The 17,508-nt window shown below is 59.9% G+C and carries 14 protein-coding genes; 10 read left to right on the top strand and 4 right to left on the bottom strand.

Annotated elements, in window-relative coordinates; genetic code table 11:
- Window positions 1-17: 17 nt before the first annotated feature.
- Both AC13RM_RS04215 and AC13RM_RS04220 read right to left on the bottom strand, forming a co-directional pair.
- Window positions 18-1,076 carry an ATP-binding protein gene (locus tag AC13RM_RS04215; protein WP_488554619.1) on the bottom strand — a complete coding sequence of 353 codons (1,059 nt, stop codon included), beginning with the start codon at window positions 1,074-1,076 and terminating at the stop codon, window positions 18-20.
- Window positions 1,060-1,752 carry a response regulator gene (locus tag AC13RM_RS04220; protein ID WP_488554620.1) on the bottom strand — a complete coding sequence of 231 codons (693 nt, stop codon included), beginning with the start codon at window positions 1,750-1,752 and terminating at the stop codon, window positions 1,060-1,062. Before AC13RM_RS04220 ends, AC13RM_RS04215 begins: the two co-directional genes overlap by 17 nt.
- A 288-nt stretch (window positions 1,753-2,040) precedes the next feature.
- On the opposite strand from AC13RM_RS04220, the gene AC13RM_RS04225 reads away from it, so the two are divergent.
- From AC13RM_RS04225 to AC13RM_RS04255, 7 genes are all read left to right on the top strand, one after another.
- On the top strand, window positions 2,041-3,177 hold the full coding sequence (locus tag AC13RM_RS04225) for an efflux RND transporter periplasmic adaptor subunit (protein ID WP_488554662.1): 1,137 nt from the start codon (window positions 2,041-2,043) through the stop codon (window positions 3,175-3,177).
- A gap of 7 nt (window positions 3,178-3,184) precedes the next feature.
- Entirely contained in the window at window positions 3,185-6,334 is a 3,150-nt protein-coding gene (locus tag AC13RM_RS04230) for a multidrug efflux RND transporter permease subunit (RefSeq protein ID WP_374821156.1), read from the top strand.
- A 213-nt stretch (window positions 6,335-6,547) separates the two neighbouring features.
- Complete coding sequence (locus AC13RM_RS04235) at window positions 6,548-6,874, top strand: hypothetical protein (protein ID WP_095438722.1); 327 nt, start codon at window positions 6,548-6,550, stop codon at window positions 6,872-6,874.
- Between the two features lie 170 nt (window positions 6,875-7,044).
- Complete coding sequence (locus AC13RM_RS04240) at window positions 7,045-7,845, top strand: bestrophin-like domain (protein ID WP_374821160.1); 801 nt, start codon at window positions 7,045-7,047, stop codon at window positions 7,843-7,845.
- An 80-nt stretch (window positions 7,846-7,925) separates the two neighbouring features.
- On the top strand, window positions 7,926-8,159 hold the full coding sequence (locus AC13RM_RS04245; protein ID WP_374821163.1) for a hypothetical protein: 234 nt from the start codon (window positions 7,926-7,928) through the stop codon (window positions 8,157-8,159).
- Between the two features lie 11 nt (window positions 8,160-8,170).
- Window positions 8,171-9,865, top strand: coding sequence for a dihydroxyacetone kinase family protein (locus AC13RM_RS04250; RefSeq protein ID WP_488554621.1), 1,695 nt, complete (start codon window positions 8,171-8,173; stop codon window positions 9,863-9,865).
- Between the two features lie 282 nt (window positions 9,866-10,147).
- On the top strand, window positions 10,148-10,411 hold the full coding sequence (locus AC13RM_RS04255) for a hypothetical protein (RefSeq protein ID WP_113232527.1): 264 nt from the start codon (window positions 10,148-10,150) through the stop codon (window positions 10,409-10,411).
- Window positions 10,412-10,621: 210 nt separating this feature from the next.
- On the opposite strand, the gene AC13RM_RS04260 is transcribed toward AC13RM_RS04255, so the two are convergent.
- On the bottom strand, window positions 10,622-12,694 hold the full coding sequence (locus tag AC13RM_RS04260; RefSeq protein ID WP_488554622.1) for an acyltransferase family protein: 2,073 nt from the start codon (window positions 12,692-12,694) through the stop codon (window positions 10,622-10,624).
- Between the two features lie 283 nt (window positions 12,695-12,977).
- Between AC13RM_RS04260 and AC13RM_RS04265 the strand changes: the two genes are divergently transcribed.
- The 3 genes from AC13RM_RS04265 (at window position 12,978) to AC13RM_RS04275 (ending at window position 16,283) form a co-directional block, all read left to right on the top strand.
- On the top strand, window positions 12,978-13,574 hold the full coding sequence (locus AC13RM_RS04265) for a Chromate resistance protein ChrB (RefSeq protein WP_350223764.1): 597 nt from the start codon (window positions 12,978-12,980) through the stop codon (window positions 13,572-13,574).
- A 26-nt stretch (window positions 13,575-13,600) separates the two neighbouring features.
- A complete protein-coding gene (locus AC13RM_RS04270; protein WP_488554623.1) occupies window positions 13,601-14,809 on the top strand; it encodes an MFS transporter in 1,209 nt (402 codons plus the stop codon).
- 139 nt (window positions 14,810-14,948) lie between these two features.
- Window positions 14,949-16,283, top strand: a complete 1,335-nt coding sequence (locus tag AC13RM_RS04275) for a flagellar hook protein FlgE (RefSeq protein ID WP_285170853.1) — start codon at window positions 14,949-14,951, stop codon at window positions 16,281-16,283.
- A 222-nt stretch (window positions 16,284-16,505) separates the two neighbouring features.
- Here the strand turns inward: AC13RM_RS04275 and AC13RM_RS04280 are convergent, their stop codons facing one another.
- A complete protein-coding gene (locus AC13RM_RS04280; protein WP_488554624.1) occupies window positions 16,506-17,507 on the bottom strand; it encodes an ABC transporter permease in 1,002 nt (333 codons plus the stop codon).
- Between the last annotated feature and the right edge of the window lies 1 nt (window position 17,508).

The raw sequence follows: 17,508 nt of genomic DNA on the forward strand, positions 1-17,508 counted from the left end.
CCGCCCTGCACGCGATCTCAGCAGCGCGGGATAGTCAGCACGACGGTCGTGCCGCCGCCCTTGCGGCTGTCGATCGTGGCATGGCCGCCATGCGCCTCGGCGATCGCCTTCACAACGGCAAGACCGAGGCCTGACCCACCGCCTCTTCGCGTTCTCGCATCGTCGGCCCTCCAGAACCGCTCGAAGGCCCGTTCGCTTTCCGCAGCCGTCATGCCGGGGCCGTCATCCGAAACCATGATGACGCATAAGTTGCCGGCCTCCTGAGAGGCTACACGCAGCGTCGAGCCGGGAGCATAGCGTGCGACATTGTCGATGAGCGCAAGCACAGCCTGCCGGATGCGCGCCCGATCGGCGATGACAGCCATCTTCTGCAAGTCGGTTTCAATCCGGATGTTAAGGCTGGCAAGCGATGGCCTCACCGAATCGATGATATCTGCGACTTCTTCTCCAACGTCGAAACGCGATTGCTGCAGCTCCATGCGCCCGGCATTCATTAGCGAAAGCGTCTTCAGATCGTCGACGATGCGGGTCAGCGCATCGATATGACCGATCAATCCGCGGAATACCTCCTGGCTCGGCTCGAACACCCCATCCGCCAACCCCTGCATGCGCCCGCGCAGGATCGTCAGCGGCGTGCGCAATTCGTGCGCGATGGCCGAATTCGAATATTGGAGCTCCTTTTCTGCTCTTTGCAACTCCTCCGCCATCCGATTGAAATCACTGATCAGACGGTCCGCTTCGCCGAAATTGCCCTCGCCGGTCGCTCGTCCCGCGAAGTCTCCATCCGCAATGAGGCGGGCAGCCTCCGTCACGGCCGTCAGAGGCTTGACGAGACGCCGAGCAAGCCGCCATCCGACATAGGCGCCGACGGCTTGGCCGATCGCCACGTTGATGCCGAGCACGACGAAATCGCTGACGGCCCAATCATCCGGCGGAGCGGCGTCCTTGAACAGCCATTCGTAGACATAGCCGTAGATCAGGAATCCAAAAAACATCACCGACAGGGCGACGAAAGCGACGATCGTCGTCGACCAGATGATCTGCCTGTTAAGGCTGTTGCTAACCGAAATCGCCAAGGCGGTAACCTACTCCCCGAACACCGTTGAGGAGGTCGCCGACACCGGCGGCATCGAGCTTGCGGCGAAGTTTGCTCATGTGGCTGTCCACGGTGCGGTCAAGCGCATCGCCTTCGGGAAGGCAGGCATCGACGATCTCGCCACGTTCGAAGGCCCTGTTCGGGAACCCCGCCATATATTCGAGGATGCGGAATTCGGTGCGCGTCAGGTTCAACGAAATGCGGGTTTCGCCGTCCTCGACGACAGCCATGTGGGCGATCGGATCGATCGCAAGCCGGCCGACCCGCAGCACCTTATTCGCAGCACTTCCCGTCGCCCGTCGCAAAACCGCCCGCGCCCGGGCGACCACCTCGACAGGATTGAACGGCTTGACCACATAGTCGTCGGCGCCGGAGCGCAGCCCATGTAGCTTGTCGAGGTCGTCGGCAAGCGCCGTGACCATGATAACCGGCGTATTGCCTCTTTGGCGGATGGTGGCAAGCACGGTATGACCGTCGAGTTTCGGCAGTTTCACATCGAGGACCACAAGATCGGGCCGCAGCCGCTGGTGATGGGAAAGCCCGATCTCGCCATCCGAGGCCGTCAGCACGCGAAATCCCTCGCGCTCAAAATAGCGTTCGAGAATATCGGAAATCTCCGGCTCGTCTTCCACGATCAATATCAGTGCATTTTCCATCCAAGGCTCCTTTACCGGATAGAAACGTCAGACAGGGCCTGCGCGTCAACATTCCTCTGCTCTCCTCCATAAAACCTCCACAAAACGTCGACCGAAGACCAACAATCCCGATGTTTGCTTAGGCTCGGACGAAAAGTGCCATTCGCGCCCGGCGTTGAAGCGGCTCCTTTCGAATGGGTTCATGCCGTCGAGACGCGGAGCGACGATCTCCTCGTGCCACGGTCAATTGGGAATACATCTATGCGATCTGCGTTCGAACTGCCTTGCGGGAAGGCGATATTGGCGGCAATGGCGATGCTTATGCTGCTTTCCGGCCATGCTTACACGCAGGAGAGCGGCGAAGTGCCGCCGCCCGCCGTCGGTGTCCTAAAAATCAAGGCGCATCCGGTGCCCGTCATGAGCGAGCTCCCCGGACGCATCGCCGCCACCAGGATCTCCGAAGTGCGTGCTCGGGTCTCGGGCATCCTCCAGGAGCGCGTCTTTCAGCAGGGCAGCCTGGTGCATCAGGGCGACGTCCTTTACCGGATCGATCCGAAGCTATTCCAGGTGCGGGTGGCGAGCGCGAGAGCGGCCTTGCAGAAAGCCAAAGCCGTACTGGCCAATGCCAGACAGCAACTTGAGCGGCAGCGCTCGCTCCATGAGCGCAACGTCTCGACGGCCGTCGACTATGATACAGCCGCCGTCAATCTTGCACAGGCCGACGCCGATGTCGCGGCTCAGCAAGCCGCCCTCGACGAAGCTGAAATCAATCTGGACTATACTAAGATAAGAGCGCCCATCACCGGCATCATCGGCGGCGCTCTGGTGACCGAGGGAACGCTCGTGACAGCCGAGGGCGCATCCAACCTCGCGCTCATCCAGCAGATCGATCCGGTCTATGCCGATTTCACACAGTCTGCGCAGGACCTGTTGGCGCTGAAGCGCGGCGTCAGCGAAGGCAGGCTGCAGAGCCCGGCACCCGGACAGGCATCCGTCGAGCTCGTGTTCGACGGTGGAAAGAGCTATTCCAAGCCAGGCAAGCTCCTGTTTTCGAACGCGAATGTGGACCCCAACACGGGACAGGTCACATTGCGTGCGGAATTTCCCAATCCCGATGGCGATCTCCTGCCGGGCATGTATGTCCGCGTGCGCATCGAGCAGGCAGTCCAGAAGAGCGGCATCACCATTCCGCAAAGGGCGGTGATGAGAGACGCCCAAGGCAACCCTCAGATTCTCGTGCTCGCCGCCGACCAAACGGCGCAGGTGCGCACCATCGTTCTCGGCGCATCTCTGAGCACCGAGTGGATCGTTGTTTCCGGCCTGAACGACGGCGAAACCATCATTGCCGACGGGGTCCAGAAGGTCACGCCCGGTGGCAAGGTCGTCGCCGAACCATGGACACCGCAAAATGCCGAGCCGAACACCTCAGACCAGGCCGCAAAGTAACCAAATCATGGCACAGTTCTTTATCAGGCGACCCGTCCTCGCATGGGTCTTTGCACTCTTCATCATGATCGCGGGCATCATTACGATCCCCCTATTGCCGGTCGCACAATATCCCGCCGTCGCTCCGCCACAGCTCTCCATTTCCGCCTCCTACCCCGGCGCCTCCCCGCAGGAAATCTATCAGGGCGTGACCCGGCTGATCGAGGAGGAGCTGAACGGCGTCCATGGCATCGCCTATTTCGAATCGACCTCCGACAATTCCGGCTCGGTGAGCATCAACGCCACCTTCGTCTCCGGCACAGATATCGGCAAGGCGACCGTCGACGTGCAAAATGCGGTGCGACGCATCGAGGCGCGGCTGCCGCAGACGGTCCGCACGCAAGGCATTCAGGTCGAGGAAGCCAGTGCCGGCTTCCTGCTGATCGCGGCCCTGACCTCGACCGACGGCAAGATGGATGAGATCGCGCTCGGCGACTACATCAACCGCAATGTCCTCGGAGAGCTGCGTCGTTTGCCGGGCGTCGGCCGGGCTCAGGTCTTCGCCTCGCAGCGGGCACTGCGCGTCTGGATCGACCCGGACAAGATGGTCGGCCTCCATCTGACGGCGGCCGACATCAGCGCGGCGATCGCCGCCCAGAACGCGCAGGTCGCAGCCGGTCAGATCGGAGCCGCACCCAATCCGGTCAGCCAGGATCTGACCGCGACCGTGATCGTCGAAGGCCAACTCAACAGTGCGAAGCAATTCGGTGACATCATCCTCCGTGCCAATCCCGATGGCTCGACCGTGCGCCTGCGCGACGTCGCCCGAGTCGAGGATGGCGCGGAAACCTATTCGACCGCAAGCCGGCTCAACGGCAATCCGAGCGCCGGCCTTGCTATCCAGCTTTCCTCGACCGGCAACGCCGTCGCCGTCTCGGGGGCCGTCAAGGCGAAGATGGACGAGCTGTCAAAGTTCTTCCCGAAGGGCGTCGAATATTCGATCCCCTACGACACCAGCCCCTTCGTCAATGCTTCGATCGAGAAGGTCGTGCACACGCTGATCGAGGCGATCGTCCTTGTCTTCATCGTGATGTTCGTCTTCCTGCAGAATTTCCGCTATACGCTCATCCCGACGCTCGTCGTGCCCATCGCTCTGCTCGGAACCTGCGCCATCATGTATGCGACAGGCTTCTCCATCAACGTGTTGACCATGTTTGCCATGGTGCTTGCTATCGGCATCCTCGTGGATGATGCGATCGTCGTGGTCGAGAATGTCGAGCGCATCATGGCCGAAGAGGGGCTGCCGCCGAAAGCCGCGACGCAGAAGGCGATGAAGCAGATCACTGGCGCCATCCTCGGCATCACGCTGGTGCTGTCCTGCGTCTTCATTCCGATGGCATTCTTCCCCGGCGCTTCCGGCATCATCTACCGCCAGTTCTCGCTGACCATGGTCGTCTCGATCATGTTCTCTGCCTTCCTGGCGCTGTCGCTGACGCCGGCGCTCTGTGCCACTTTCCTGAAGCCGATCGACGGAAATCACCATGAGAAGAAAGGTCTCGGCGGCTGGTTCAATCGCAAGTTCGACGGAATGACGGCGGGCTACGCCAGGACCACGGCCGGCCTTGCACGCCGGTCAGGACGCATGATGGGCGTCTATCTCGCGCTCGTCATCGGCCTCGGCTACCTCTTCGTCAACCTGCCCGGCTCCTTCGTGCCGGAAGAAGACCAGGGCATCCTGATCGTCGACATCCAGGGACCGCCGGAGGCGAGCGCCAACCGTACGATCGCGTCGCTGAAGCAGATCGAGGCGATTTTCAAGGCCGAACCGGCCGTTGAAAACGTCTTTGCCGTCCAGGGTTTCAGCTTCTCCGGAAACGGCCCGAACTCGGCCATCGCCTTCGTGACGCTCAAGGACTGGGCCGTACGGCCGGCCGGCAGTTCGGTGCCGGAAATCGCTGCGCGCGTCAACGCACAGCTCGCCGGTTTGAAGGACGCCACCTCCTATGCCCTTTCGCCGCCGCCAATCGAAGGTTTCGGCACGACGAACGGCTTCTCCTTCAGGCTCCAGGACCGCGCCGGGCGCGGACAGAAAGCGCTCAAGCAAGCGGCGGAAGAGCTGATGGCAAAAGCGGTCAAGAGCAGTGCGGTGACAAACGTCCGCGTCGAGGGCATGCAGGAGGCGGCGCAGATCGTCCTTGCGATCGACCGCGAGAAGGCGAACACCTTCGGCGTCGGCTTCACCGACATCAACGATGCGATCACCGCGAATCTCGGCTCTTCCTATATCAATGACTATCCGAACGCGGGCCGCATGCAACAGGTCATCGTGCAAGCGGACGGCCGCAGCCGCATGCAGGTTGGAGACCTGATGAAGCTGAACGTCCGCAACACCACCGGCGGAATGGTGCCGCTCTCGTCGTTTGCGACCGCTGACTGGCGCAAGGGCGATCCGCAAATCGTCGGCTACAATGGTTTTCCGACCATCCGCATTACCGGGGAAGCAGCAGCAGGCAAGTCGTCAGGCGCCGCCATTGCCGAGATGGAACGCCTCGCATCCGAACTTCCCGACGGTTTCGGCTACGAATGGTCCGGCCAGTCGCGCGAGGAAATCGCCTCCGGCAGCCAGGCGCCGGTCCTCTTCGCCTTCAGCATCCTCTTCGTCTTCCTGCTGCTTGCAGGTCTCTACGAGAGCTGGTCGATCCCGCTATCGGTCATGCTCGTCGTGCCGCTCGGCATTATCGGCTGCGTGCTGGCGGCGATGCTGCGCGACATGCCGAACGATCTCTATTTCAAGGTAGGGCTCATCGCGATTATCGGCCTATCGGCGAAGAACGCCATCCTGATCGTCGAGTTCGCAAGGGATTATTACGCGCATGGCAAGTCCCTATTGGACTCGGCGACCGAGGCAGCCCGCGTCCGCTTCCGCCCGATCGTGATGACGTCGCTTGCCTTCACGCTCGGCGTCGTGCCGCTGGCGATTGCAACGGGTCCCAGTGCCGCCAGCCAGAACGCGATCGGCACCGGCGTCCTCGGCGGCATGATTTCCGCGACAGTCCTTGCCGTCTTCTTCGTCCCCGTCTTTTTCGTCTTTGTACTGTCCCTCCTCCGGACCAAGAGACCGGCCGAAGAGAAGGGTGCGGGCGCCGACGTCCCGCCCGCACCCACCGCTCACTCCTGATCCGGATAGGGTATGAAGGGGACAAAGAGTGGAAGGGCCTGAAATGATGCAGGCCCTCTTCCGTTCATGATCAATCAGGTTTGTTGGAAGCTGCGCTGGGAGCGCGGGATACCAGGCCACTGATCCTGCTTTAGATGCAATCCGGCCGTTGGCGTCGCGCTCAATTCCTGACATATATGCGGAAAGGCGACTTGCCGTCGTGGATATGGCGTTATGAACGGGTCAACACCGGAAAAAAGCAAGTTGCGAGCACCTGCGGGCTCCGTTACGGGGCTTTGCTCCGCGTCCGCGACGATGTTTGCGGTGGGAATGGCCTTTCTGGGCTACTGGGGAGTGTATGACCAAGGGCCCTGGCGCATATCCGATTATTTCGTTGTGGCCTTGGCCATCATCGGATTTGCGGCTCTCGGTTCCGTGCCCTGGATCGTAACGACGCCCGTAGCGGAAGAAGAGGCCGAGAAAGTTGTCGGAGCCAGGCGCGCATTGGCATTGGGGGTCGCCTTGATCTGGCTGTCCGTTTGCATCGCGGTATGCACCTGATCCATTCTGCCGACTTGCATACGATAGCTGATTCAAAGCTGCCCAGCTGCAAAGGATACCGGATTGCTGGGCCAAGCGAACACCCATGAAAGATCACGGAGCTTTTATCCTCCCGCTTTCTCGAGATACATGACATAATCAACGGCCATATGCAGCAGGAGCATTTTTCGATGCAGCGCGAAGCGGTGTGGACGCTGGCTTTGTTTGTTCTCCTAGTGTTTAGCGCCGCGGCCGGTTCGATATTGCGTGCGAGATTACCTGCCCCACATCGCGGCAACGAGACAATAGACTTCCTCCGCGTCGTCACAGCCCTTCTTGTCACTTTTGCCGCCCTCGTCATGAGCTTGCTTCTGGCATCGGAACTGAACGCATTCACAACGGCGTCTCACGATCGCAACCGCTACGCCGCAAGTCTGGCAGAGATGGACCGCTGTCTGAGGAATTACGGCCCGGCATTGGATAATGAGCGACAACTTCTGCGTAGCTACACAACCGCCGTCATCGCCAGCACATGGCCGGGTGAGCCAGTTCCAACAGAGGTGACATATCCTGACATATCAAAATTGCCTTTGACTGGCGAAGCGCCTGCTCTTGGAGCAATTCTCAACAACATCGGTCTCGGCATCGCCCGCGAGCAGCCAACCGATGCCTTGCATCAACTGCTCGTGACCCGTTGCAATCAGCTCTTCGGCAATCTCCTGGCAGCGCGATGGACCGTGATCGAGGACGCGCACGGCGCGCTTTCAGCACCCTTTCTCGGTGTCCTGATCTTCTGGCTCATGCTGGTATTCCTAAGCTTTGGTCTTCAAGCTCCCAGAAACCCGCTCACGGGTTCCATCGTCGCCGTCGCCATCGTGTCGGTGGCAAGCGTCATGTTTGTCATCCTGGATCTTGATCTTCCCTATGGCGGTCTCTTCGGCATTTCGAGCGAATCCATGCGGCATGCGCTCACGGATATGCTGGCACAATAGCGATCAGCAAAGCCGTGTGCATCGCTCGATCGACGCGCGGGCGCGAAATCATCTGCTCGACACTCGATAGACTGCCGAATGTGCGCATCTTTTGGCCTGGCGGAAGTTTTTATTTCTTCTTCTCCATTCACGACATGAATAGTGACTATGATATGGCGCGCAGGATCCTGGAGGAGGCAGGCGCGGGGATCGCACCCGGCTCGGCTTTCGGGCCGGGCGGGAAAGAATTCCCGCGTGTGTGTTTTGCCGTTGATCCTGCGCTCATCGAGGAAGGCGCGAAGCGACTGGAAGCGTTTCTGTGCAAGCAGCAATAGGATGAAGGACAATGAAGAAGCTCATCAATCGACCCGCTGACGTGGTGCGGGAAATGCTGGAGGGCATTGTCGCTCTCGCACCCGGCCTTGCGCTGCTCGACAAGGAGAATGTCGTGCTGCGCGCCGACCTGCCCGTGATCGCGGACCGGCCGGTCGCCCTGATCTCGGGTGGCGGTGCCGGACATGAGCCGGCCCATGCCGGATATGTCGGACCTGGCATGTTGACTGCGGCCGTTACCGGCGAAGTCTTCACCTCGCCGAGCGTCGACGCCGTGCTTGCTGCCATCCGCGCCAGTGCCGGCCCAGCAGGCGCACTTCTGATCGTGAAGAACTATACCGGCGACCGCTTGAATTTCGGCCTTGCCGGAGAACTCGCCGCCATCGAGGGCATCCCGACCGAGCTTGTCGTCGTGGCGGATGATGTGGCACTTTCCGGTCTCGTACCGCGCGACCGCCGCCGCGGCATCGCCGGAACGGTGCTGGTCCACAAGATCGCGGGCGCAGCCGCAGCGAGCGGAAAGAGCCTGAAGGAGGTTGCCGCCATCGCTCAGTCGGCGGCATCGCGCCTCGGCACGATGGGCGTTGCGCTCGGCGCCTGCATCGTACCGGCCGCCGGCAAGGCCGGTTTCACGCTGGCCGATGATGAAATCGAACTTGGCCTCGGCATCCACGGCGAAAAGGGCGTCGAGCGCACGAAACATCTACCCGCAGACGCCATCACGGACAGGATCATCGGTCAAATCGTCACGGACATGCAGCTTGCTTCAGGCTCAAGGGTCGCATTGCTCATCAATGGTCTCGGAGCAACGCCGCCCATGGAGCTGGCAGTCGTCGCCCGTTGCGCGATCGCATCGCTGCGTTCGCGTGGCCTCGGGATCGAACGGGCATGGAGCGGCAATTTCCTGACGGCGCTCGAAATGCCGGGTTGCTCGATTTCACTCCTGGATCTGAATGAGAGCGATTTCGAACTGCTGGATGCCGAGACGTCTGCAACCGCATGGCCGCGGGGCGGCGCGATCTCGGAAGCACCTCATATCGTGCGGGTGGCGAACATACCGGAGAACGAAACCCCGCTCGGCGATGTGGGCCGGTTCGCCCCTCACGACTTGCGCCGCATCGGTCTTGCCGTCTGTGATGCGCTGGAAGCGTCCGAAGCTCATCTGGCCGAACTCGACAGCAAGGCCGGCGACGGCGATCTGGGCGCGAGCATGCTTCGTGGTGCCGAAGCCATTCGCGCCCTGCCCGAAAGCGCCTGGATCAACCCTGCCAACGCTCTGATCGCAATCGGCAATGCGCTGCGACGGGCGATCGCCGGAAGCTCCGGGCCTTTCTATGCGATCGCCTTGACGCGAGCTGGGCGCCATCTCGGCGAAAGTAATCGCTTCTCGCCTGAAGATTTTCGCACCGCCCTCGCGATCGGTATCGCTGCCATTAGCGAGATCGGTGGAGCAAAGCCGGGCGACCGCACCATGCTCGATGCACTCGACCCGGCCTTAAGAGCGCTCGAGGCAGCCGGCATCAAGGTGCCCGCCGCCAAAGCCTGGAAGCAGGCGGCCGCAGCCGCAGCCGAAGGCGCCCGCCGCACGGCGGATATGATACCGAAACTCGGCCGCGCGAGCTATCTCGGCGAAAGAGCTCTCGGCACCCAAGACGGTGGTGCAGCAGCGGTCGCGATCTGGATGGAGGCGCTGGCGACAAGTCTATGACTTCGCTGGCGTAGCGCCAAAACCAACATTCGAACAACCTGGATTTCATGGCCTTTTCCCCAAGGAGTGGCGATCTCTGACCTGCGCGCCAATGTCATCGGCAACGGGTTGCATCGCGTACTACGGCAGCCAACCCTTTTTCCGGTGAGGCTGCCGATGCGATCCTACCGGTTCGCGCTGGCCCGTAGCGCCAGTATGAGTTAAATCCCGCGCCGACAAAAATCTGCCGTGCTGTTGAATTATATCGTATTACGATATAATTTGCAGCTTGGAGGATTAGTCATGATGGAGACGACCCGAGATACAACATTGGATTTGGAACTGTTTGCCAAGCGTCTGGCCCGTGGTGCCAAGCCCAAGAACACCCTGCAGCATTCGCCAACCTCCGACGAACTTGTGGATCTCAGGCACGCGCTTGACTTGCATCTTCGACGCGGCAGGATGGACTTGAAACTTCTAATGCTGGAATGGCGATATGACATCGCACTTTTGCTCGATCATATGCGCCATTGGATGTTCGAAGTAGATCGAGATTTCAACCGGTAGAAACTGCGATCCTTTGCGCAAGTAACCGATCCAAAGTCAGGATAATTGACAATCGATTTTCGGCGAAAGGCGCCGCATGATCGTTGTGCAGCCTACGGCAGGCGCTTCGGACGGCGGAACTCATGAACGTCAGCAAGGTAATATCGCTATGTCATTTAGCCCGGATGGAATTCTAGCCTGTCAATCGAGGCGAGGATAAGTGATTGACGATTAATGACTGGAACCGGCCGCCCCCAGCAATTGACGGGCTTCGGACAGCACGGGGACGTAGAGCGAGCTCAGGGTCGCCGCGAACGTCGCTGTGAGATGATCGGCATCCTTATAGAGCGGCAGACCGTTTCGCACGGCATCGCAACGATCGCTGCTGCAGATGGCTGGCAGCGGATCGATGATCGTTGCACCATATTTTGCAGCCACACGGCTCAGGATCACATGTGAGAGCGCCTGCCTCTTCTTGATATACTCCAATGGGGGAGCAACCTCCGTTGACGTGCCTTGCATCATCGCCTTGGCGACGGCCTCGGGCATATAGCGTCCCATTTCAGGGACATCCGAGACCAGCACGACCTTGGTTCCCTGTTTGGTCAGCTCGGCAATCAGGCGGTCCATCGATTGGACGACCAACGCCGATCTATCCTCCAACGGGGGCGGTACGGAAGGGTCGAAATACGGCCCCTCATTGGGCATTTCGGCATCGTGGACATATTTGGGCCAATAGGCCACCAGGAAAACCAGTGGAATATGCTGGGCCTTAATCAGGTCGTGCACCGCGCCGTTGAAATCACCGCAGAGTTCGGTATCGCCGCGCGGCGTGAGCTGAACCTCTGGCAAAGGCGGGCACGAGGAATGGCCTGCGAAGAGACCGCTGATCCCAACCTGTTTCGCCGCCGCATCGATGGCAGGCGCCATGGCGCCGGAATGGGAATCGCCCCAAACGAGAAAGGCGGGTTTCGCTACGTCCTCCGGCCCGAGCGGACAAAGCTTGCCTGCACGAATATCCGCAGCCGAACGCGCCGCCGTGTCGGATTCCGCAAAGCACGGCGGCAGGCTGAAGCGGCTCTGATCGTAAGTGGAAGCATAAACCCGCTGCACATCCGCCGGCAGTCGACCGGGTATGCCGCCGTGATGGGCGACATAGTCTCCCATTACTGCAGCGGCGATCACGACGGTCAGTGCTCCAGCAAATAACGGCGAGCGCTTTACGAGGCTGCCGCGTCCACGGAACGGCCGCTCGATGAAGCGCCATGAGATGATGGCCATGGCGAGCGACGCCAGTACGATCAGGCCGCCCTGCATCGGCGAAAGCTCTCGTCCTGTCACCTCCCGGCTGAAGACGATGAGCGGCCAATGCCAGAGATAAAGCGAGTAGGAGATCAACCCGACGAAGACCATCGGCCGTGATTGCAGAACCCTGCTCGCTGGCCCGAGCTCGTCTCGCGCATGGATCACCAGCGCCGCGCCAAGACAGGGTAGCAGAGCTGCCGGGCCGGGAAAGAGTGTCCGCTCGCTAAACCCGAAGACGGCAATCGCGATCAAAAGCACACCGGCGGAGGCCAATCCGGCTCTCACCTTGGGTTGCTTTGGCATCGGTAGGACACCGACGGCCAGCAGCGCTCCAAGAAGCAGCTCCCAGCCACGAAATTGCAGCAGATAAAATGCGTCGGGCTGCGACCGGAACAGCGTCCACGTGCTCGCTACGAACGACACGGCCAGCAATCCAGCCAGGATCGGTGCGATATACCGTTGGGCAAATCGGCTGAGAACCAACAGCAGCAAGGGAAACAGAATGTAGAACTGCTCCTCGACGGCCAGGGACCATGTGTGCAGCAGCGGTTTCATCTGCGCGCCGATATCGAAGTATCCGCTCTCCTTGTCGAATTGGATATTCGATGTGAACAGGGCCGCCGCTTTCAAGCTGCGCGCGAAATAGGCGAATTCGGCCGGCATCAGCAGGAACCATGCCGCGACCGAAGACATGGCCAGGACAGCGAACAATGCCGGAAAAATCCGCCGGATACGGCTCTCATAGAATCGGACGAGACTGAATTCGCCCTTCGCGATTTCCTTGGAGATCAGCGATGCCATCAGGAAGCCGGAAATGACGAAAAACACATCGACGCCGACAAAACCGCCGCGGAAGCCGGGGATGCCCGCGTGATAGAGAACGACCGGAATGATCGCCAAGGCGCGCAGGCCGTCGATATCGCGGCGATAGGTGAAGCCGCCAGGCTCGTATCCGGAAACGGGCACCCCAGAAGACGAGCGCCTAACAACAAGATTCAAATTCAACTCTCCAAAACTGACAACACCGGCATACAGCCGCAGCGTGTCGCTTTTGAGAAATAGCTTCGTTGACTGACGTAAAGCTGAAACCCTGGTTTGGAACGCTTGCTCGAGGCGTCAGCCATGAAGTCAACAAAATCCCGCGACGCCGGCGCAGCCGACCGCGCGCCGCGGAATTTCAGCAGGTCAGGTCAGATTGGTCGTCACCAAGAGCTAAGGTGGGCTCGTCGCAGATGAGAAACTCTGGCTGCGGAAAAAGCGCGCCCGATTGAAGTTCCATTTCATGGCCGATATGGTATGGACAAATGTAACGACCGTAACAATAAAGAAAAACGTTTTGGGCCAATGGATACTGCTCACCTACAAGGTGCCTTCGGAGCCTGCAGCTCGAAGGGTCGCATTGTGGCGGCGCCTCAAGGGCTTGGGGGCTATCTATCTCCAGAATGGGGTTTGCCTCCTCCCCCGCACCGATGAAAACCTGCGACGGCTGAAGATGTCGGAACTCGATATCTCCGAGATGGGTGGCGAATCCGTGTTGCTGGATTCGGCACCGCTCGATGACGCCCAACTCAACAAAGTGATCGAACGCTTCAATGCGGATCGTGCTGAACTCTACCAGGAATTCATCGGACGCTGCGACGATTTCGAGAAGGAAATCGCAAAGGAGATATCGAAACAGAAGTTCACCTATGCCGAACTCGAAGAAGAAGACACGGACCTTAGGAAGCTTCAGGAGTGGTTCGAGCGGATCAAGAAGCTCGATTTCTACGGGGCGCAATTAGCAACGTCGGCTGCCGAAAAGCTCAAGATGTGCGAGGCCCTGCTCGACGATTATGCGCGCCAGGTTTTCGAAGCCAACGAAGAGAATAAAACCGGCTGAACAAGATGCGCCGAAAGGATCCGCCAATGGTCGATGTCAACGCGAAAAGCCGTCGACCGGTACCAGCCATACCCGGTGGCGTCTGGGCGCTGGGCTTCGTCTCGCTTTTTATGGACATTTCCTCCGAGATGATCCACGCCCTGCTTCCTGTCTATATGGTGACCGTTCTGGGGGCCTCGACGCTTTCCGTCGGCATCATCGAGGGCATCGCGGAAGCCACCGCCGCGATCACGAAAGTATTCTCCGGGGCCATAAGCGATTGGCTCGGCAAGCGAAAACTGTTGGTCCTTCTGGGATATGGGATGGCTGCACTGACCAAGCCGATTTTTCCGGTTGCGCCGTCGATCGGCTGGCTTGTAGCAGCACGTTTTATCGACCGTATCGGCAAGGGCATTCGCGGTGCTCCGCGAGATGCCCTGATTGCAGATATTTCGCCTCCCGAAGTTCGCGGCGCAAGCTTCGGACTGCGGCAATCCTTAGATACGGTCGGCGCCTTCCTCGGCCCAGCGATCGCGCTGCTGCTCATGTGGTGGACTTCGGACCAGTTCGGCACGGTTTTCTGGATTGCCGTCATCCCCGCCTTTGTTGCGGTCGGCCTCATTCTTTTCTTCGTCAAGGAACCTTCAAAAGCGCCCAGCGATAAGAGCGCGACATTCCCGTTACGAAAATCCGATCTCCTGCGTCTTCCAAGCACATATTGGCTTGTGACCGGGGTAGCGGCGATTTTCACGCTTGCGCGCTTCAGCGAAGCCTTTCTGTTGCTCGATGCCCAGAGCCTCGATCTGCCCGTCATGCTAATTCCGCTTGTGCTGATCGGCATGAATTTCATCTATTCGATATCCGCATACCCGGTCGGAGTTCTTGCCGACCGGGTCGATCGCGTCACCTTGCTCTTGATCGGTGTCGGGCTCCTGGTCGCAGCTGATCTGACGCTGGCTTTCGTTCCTGGGCTACCCGGTCTGGCTCTTGGCGTGTTGCTCTGGGGCTTGCATATGGGCTTCACGCAAGGGATCTTTGCAACACTGGTTGCGGACGCCTCTCCGAGCAATCTGCGGGGAACGGCTTTCGGAGTCTTCAATCTCGTTTCCGGAGTTGCGCTATTGGGCGCCAGCATCCTTGCCGGTGGACTCTGGGAATGGATCGGGCCTGACAGCACCTTTGTCGCCGGCGCGGCTTTTGCGTCCGTGGCCGGTCTGATCCTGCTTGCTTTCAGAGAACGCCTCAAGAGGGCTTGAAGCGCACGCCCGCCTATGGCTCGGCTCAAGGAGCCTCGAATGTTTTGGACTGATTCAAACCGGCAGCGCGCGCCAAAAAGCCAGCTTCACACAAGTCATTATCGCTACCATCCCGGCATCAGCAACGTGCGAGGAACCAATGAGCATCTTTGGTAGCATGAAAACGGCAGTTTCCGGCATGAACGCGCAGGCAAATAAGCTTAGCACCGTGTCGGACAACATCGCGAACGTCAATACAACGGGCTACAAGTCGGCGACCACCAGCTTTTCGTCGTTGATTCTCCCTTCGGGCGGCGGCAACTATAACTCCGGCAGCGTCGAAACCAACGTCAGCTATTCGGTCTCGCAGCAGGGCGATACAGTCTCCACCTCGTCGAGCAGCGACTTGTCGATCCAGGGCGCCGGCTTCTTCGTCGTGCAGGGCGCCGACGGCAAGACCGTTCTGACCCGCGCAGGCGACTTTACGCCGGATGCAAACGGCAACCTCGTGAATTCCGCTGGCTATACGCTGATGGGCTACTCCTATGCTTCGGGAGCGCCGGCTGTCGTCGTCAACGGCTTCGACGGCCTGGTGCCGATCAACGTCAACCAGAGCGGCCTTGCCAACTCCCCTTCGACCTCAGGCAGCTTCACGGGCAATCTCAATTCGAACGCGACGGTTGTTGTACCCAGCTCCACCGAAACATTGCCGAGCGCCAACAAAGCGACAACAACCGCCAATACCCAGAAAAGCTCGGTTGTCGGCTACGACAAGCTCGGCAATACCGTCATGTATGACATCTATTATACCAAGACGGCGGATGCCAAGCCTGCGGTCGCCGCTGATCCCACTGCTACCCCGCCGGTCGCGGCCTCCCCGGCGACCTCTGGTACATGGGAAGTCGCCGTCTACCGCAACGCCGACGCCGCGACGGGTACCGGTTCATCCTTCCCTTACTCATCCGGCCCTGTTGCGACAAGCACGATGACGTTCGATACAAGCGGCAATATGCTAAGTGGCGGCAGCTTTACGATCACCGATCCGACGACCGCTGGATCGATCGCCATGGATCTGAGTAAGATGACGCAGAAGGCCTCTGATTTCGCCTCGACCGGCTCGACCAATGGGCAGGCGGCAGCGGCGGTCACCGGCGTTACCATCGACAAGAACGGCGTCGTCTACGCGAACTATGCTAAAGGTGATCCGAAGGCGATCTACCAGATCCCGCTCGCAACCGTTGCAAGCCCAGATAAGCTGACGCTGATGAGCGGCAACGTTTATCAGGCCAATGCCGACTCCGGCGTAACGGTCACCAGTTTCGCCAACAGCAACGGCCTTGGCTATATCCAGTCGAACTCGCTGGAAGCTTCGAACGTCGATCTGGCGGGCCAACTCACCGACATGATCCAGGCGCAGAAGAGCTATACCGCCAACTCCAAGGTGTTCCAGACGGGCTCCGACCTGCTGGACGTGCTGGTCAATCTCCAGCGCTGATTTTCCGCATGCGCAATCAGAAGGGCCCTCCGGGGCCTTTTTTTTCGTACGATCCGGCGAGGGAAACCTGTTGTTGAACACTGCTCCGGCGGAGGCATGAGGATCTGCGAGCGCAGCTGGCGCTTGGCTCGCGCGTAAATTTCAGGATCGGATCGAGCGAAAAGAATTCGGCGGATACAGCGGTCGGATGGGCCGGATTTCCATAATCCTCAACGGCCCGCCTTACGCGCGGCCAGCTGCTTTCCGGTTGATGAAACTCAGAGCGAGCACGGCAAAGATCAGTGTTCCCGTACCGACTTGCTGCCAATAGAAATTCAGATCGGTCAGTAGGAGCCCATTGGCCACGATACTGAGTAGCAGCACACCCAGCACGGTGCCAGCGACGTTCGGGCGCCCGAGCGGGCTGAGCGTCGTGCCGATGAAGGTTGCACCGATGGCGTTCAGCAGAAATGCATTGCCGGAAGATGGGATATAGACGGTGACGGTCGCAGTCAGAATGAGGCCGGCGACGGCTGCGATCAACCCAACCAGTACGAAGGTGGCCGCTATATAGGCGGGAGCCGCAACGCCGGAATAGCGTACGACGCCCGGCTGGATACCGATTGACAGGATGATGCGGCCGAAGCGCGTGCGGGCAAAAATAACCGCAGCGATCGCGATGATGACGATGGCGGTTGCAAGCGGCACAGGGAAACCCCAGATCGTACCGTGGCCAAGGAAACGGAAAGTCTCCGGCACGCCGTTCGGAGGCAGATAGACGGGATTGCCGCCGTTGGTCAGCAATTGCTGGATGCTGCGGCCGATGAACAGCGTGCCGAGCGTCGCAAGGAACGGCGAGACGCCGATCCCTGAGATCAACAGCGCATTGAAGGCACCCACGAGTGCCCCGGCTCCCAATCCGGCAAACGCCGCAAGTGCCACCGGCTGCCCGGCAAGGACGAGCGAGACGAAGGCAAAGCTTGCGAAATCCATCGCCGTCCCCACCGAAAGATCGATGCCACCGGATCCAACAGCAAAGGTCATGGCAATGGAAACGATGGCAAGCAGCGTGAAATTGTTGACCAGAATGCTCTGCAGGTTGGCAAGGGTCAGGAATGTCGGCGTGATCAGGGAAAAGGCGGCAAAGACCGCAACCAAGGCGAGGATCAGCCCGTAGCGCACGAGGTGGCCCGCCATCAGGCGCCGCAAGCCAGCCGTGGCGTGTGCGGAAGTGTGGAGCGACATG

The organism is Martinezella sp. CNPSo 3732 (assembly GCF_057784515.1).

What these genes read in the sequence shown, in the direction of transcription:
- AC13RM_RS04265 (WP_350223764.1), top strand. Translation starts at nt 12,978, where the DNA reads ATGGCCGATATGGTATGGACAAATGTAACGACCGTAACAATAAAGAAA.
- AC13RM_RS04235 (WP_095438722.1), top strand. Translation starts at nt 6,548, where the DNA reads ATGAACGGGTCAACACCGGAAAAAAGCAAGTTGCGAGCACCTGCGGGC.
- AC13RM_RS04240 (WP_374821160.1), top strand. Translation starts at nt 7,045, where the DNA reads ATGCAGCGCGAAGCGGTGTGGACGCTGGCTTTGTTTGTTCTCCTAGTG.
- AC13RM_RS04270 (WP_488554623.1), top strand. Translation starts at nt 13,601, where the DNA reads ATGGTCGATGTCAACGCGAAAAGCCGTCGACCGGTACCAGCCATACCC.
- AC13RM_RS04255 (WP_113232527.1), top strand. Translation starts at nt 10,148, where the DNA reads ATGATGGAGACGACCCGAGATACAACATTGGATTTGGAACTGTTTGCC.
- AC13RM_RS04250 (WP_488554621.1), top strand. Translation starts at nt 8,171, where the DNA reads ATGAAGAAGCTCATCAATCGACCCGCTGACGTGGTGCGGGAAATGCTG.
- AC13RM_RS04220 (WP_488554620.1), bottom strand. Translation starts at nt 1,752, where the DNA reads ATGGAAAATGCACTGATATTGATCGTGGAAGACGAGCCGGAGATTTCC.
- AC13RM_RS04275 (WP_285170853.1), top strand. Translation starts at nt 14,949, where the DNA reads ATGAGCATCTTTGGTAGCATGAAAACGGCAGTTTCCGGCATGAACGCG.
- AC13RM_RS04225 (WP_488554662.1), top strand. Translation starts at nt 2,041, where the DNA reads ATGGCGATGCTTATGCTGCTTTCCGGCCATGCTTACACGCAGGAGAGC.
- AC13RM_RS04280 (WP_488554624.1), bottom strand. Translation starts at nt 17,507, where the DNA reads ATGTCGCTCCACACTTCCGCACACGCCACGGCTGGCTTGCGGCGCCTG.
- AC13RM_RS04230 (WP_374821156.1), top strand. Translation starts at nt 3,185, where the DNA reads ATGGCACAGTTCTTTATCAGGCGACCCGTCCTCGCATGGGTCTTTGCA.